The sequence below is a fragment of the Protofrankia sp. CiP3 genome (genome assembly GCF_917627345.1).
GTDB lineage: Bacteria > Actinomycetota > Actinomycetes > Frankiales > Frankiaceae > Protofrankia.
On sequence record NZ_CAKJTM010000183.1, the window covers coordinates 5,118 to 6,266 of the forward strand.

1 protein-coding gene is annotated in these 1,149 nt (G+C 58.6%); it reads left to right on the top strand.

Going from position 1 to position 1,149, the window contains the following annotated elements; genetic code table 11:
- Window positions 1-131: 131 nt before the first annotated feature.
- A complete protein-coding gene (locus MJ797_RS25735; protein ID WP_239342198.1) occupies window positions 132-1,001 on the top strand; it encodes a prephenate dehydrogenase in 870 nt (289 codons plus the stop codon).
- The last annotated feature ends 148 nt before the right edge of the window (window positions 1,002-1,149 follow it).

Consider the following 1,149-nt stretch of genomic DNA (forward strand, 5'->3'; position numbering starts at 1 on the left):
CTGAAACTGATGCGAAGAGGGTTATTCAGAACTCCCCAATAAAGATCGATTGCAGTGTCCTGATCTGGGACGATACATGATATAGATCGCTTGTACTGGCAGTTCTGAATAAGCCCCGAAGGGGAAACGATATGCGCACGGTTCTTGTCGCAGGCGTCGGGCTGATCGGTACCTCGGTAGCCTTGGCCCTTCGTTCCCAGGGCATCGAGGTCTATCTGTCTGATCCTGACCCGAAGACACTCCGTACCGCAGTATCCCTTGGCGCGGGTCGGGCAGATCAACCGAGTGAACGGGTGGACCTTGCCGTACTAGCGGTACCCCCTGAACAGGTGGCTGGGCTTCTCGCACAGTTACAGAAGCAAGAAACGGCCATAGCATACAGCGACGTCGCGAGTGTCAAACTACAACTGCAGAATGCTGTCTTGCTTCTAGGCTGTGACCTGTCAAGCTACGTGGGCGGTCATCCTCTGGCAGGACGTGAGCGGTCGGGTCCTCTGGCTGCTCGGGCGGATTTGTTCCGTGGACGGCCCTGGGTGCTCACGCCCACCAACGATACTCAGCCTGTGGTACTTGACCAGGTATTGGAACTGGTGGCGCTGTGCGGTGCCATCCCCACCGTTGCCGACGCCGCTGTTCATGATCGTGCGGTTGCATTGATCTCCCATATGCCCCACATGATGTCCTCGTTGGTCGCGAGCCGGCTGGCCGAAGCAGATCCTTTCTCACTTCGCCTCGCTGGCACGGGGGCACGAGACATGACGAGGATCGCAGCCGGAGACGTCGACCTGTGGACGGAAATCTTAACTGCTAACGCCGCTGCCATCGCTGAGGTAATGGAGCAAGTGAACATAGAGTTAAGTATCGCCATCAAGGCGATGCGGGCACTTGCCGGAGGAGGTCAGAACAAACGTGCTTACGGATTGCGGGAACTGCGCCGACTGCTGCAGCGTGGTGTACGTGGGCAGGCGCAGATTTCACGTCAGACAGCGGCACATTACTGAGCAAAGAAGTAGCGACGGGCGGTATCAAATGGTAGAGGCGACATCCGACGCCCGCCTCGCGCTGGGACCCTAAACAAGGGGCTCGAATCGGGCCGGTGGAGCAGGCGAGGAGCCTGCCCGATCGCGATCAGCTTACCGAACCCCCCTG